The 667-nt window shown below is 61.3% G+C and carries 1 protein-coding gene; it reads left to right on the forward strand.

The features are described from left to right. Positions 1 to 470: PilZ domain-containing protein (locus ACFO0A_RS15290; RefSeq protein WP_379540042.1), on the forward strand; the 470-nt coding region annotated here is incomplete at its 5' end. Positions 471 to 667: the final 197 nt, after the last annotated feature.

A 667-nucleotide genomic window follows, 5' to 3' on the forward strand; every position in this document is an offset into this window, starting at 1 on the left:
GAAAGCTCAAGCTAGGGGTTCGCTGGAGCATGACGCGGGACGGTGGGACGAGCGCCGTGGTCCACGACCTGTCAGAGGACGGCCTTCTCCTGGAAACCGAGGCTCCAATTGCTCTGGGAGAGGCCATCACAATCAACCTGCCGTCTATCGGCGACCTAGCCGCCGAAGTCGTCTGGAACAGCGGCCACCTCCATGGCTGCAAATTCGGCGCCAAGCTGTCAAAAGGCCTGGTTAGTGCGGCGCTGCTGAGATCAGGACCCGTGGACGCTGTTCCCGCGCCCCCCGTGGGGCCTGTCCTCGAAGCCATAGCAAATGCACCATACGCCACGCGGCGGGACTCAAGGGCGGACGGGGAGGAAGAGCCCCTTTCACCGCGCGCCAAGCTCCTTATTGCAGTGGGACTAACCGTGGCGTCATGGGCGCTGGTCGGACTGATTGTTTACTCCTTGCATCGGCTTGGAGTCTACTAATGTGGGCGGTCCGGCCAACAGTGTCTGCCTAGTTTAGTAAAAACATCAATGCCGGTGCGCATCGAGTTCCCACTCAGCGAAGCTCGTCCATAAGGTGTGACCGGCCAACGCTCACAAGAGCGCTCCGCTCATACAACGGTGCCCATCGGGTGAAACGGGAGCCGTGGCTCGTGACCCGACGCGACCCCAACACTTCA

It is taken from the genome of Novosphingobium tardum, assembly GCF_042652045.1.
GTDB lineage: Bacteria > Pseudomonadota > Alphaproteobacteria > Sphingomonadales > Sphingomonadaceae > Novosphingobium > Novosphingobium tardum.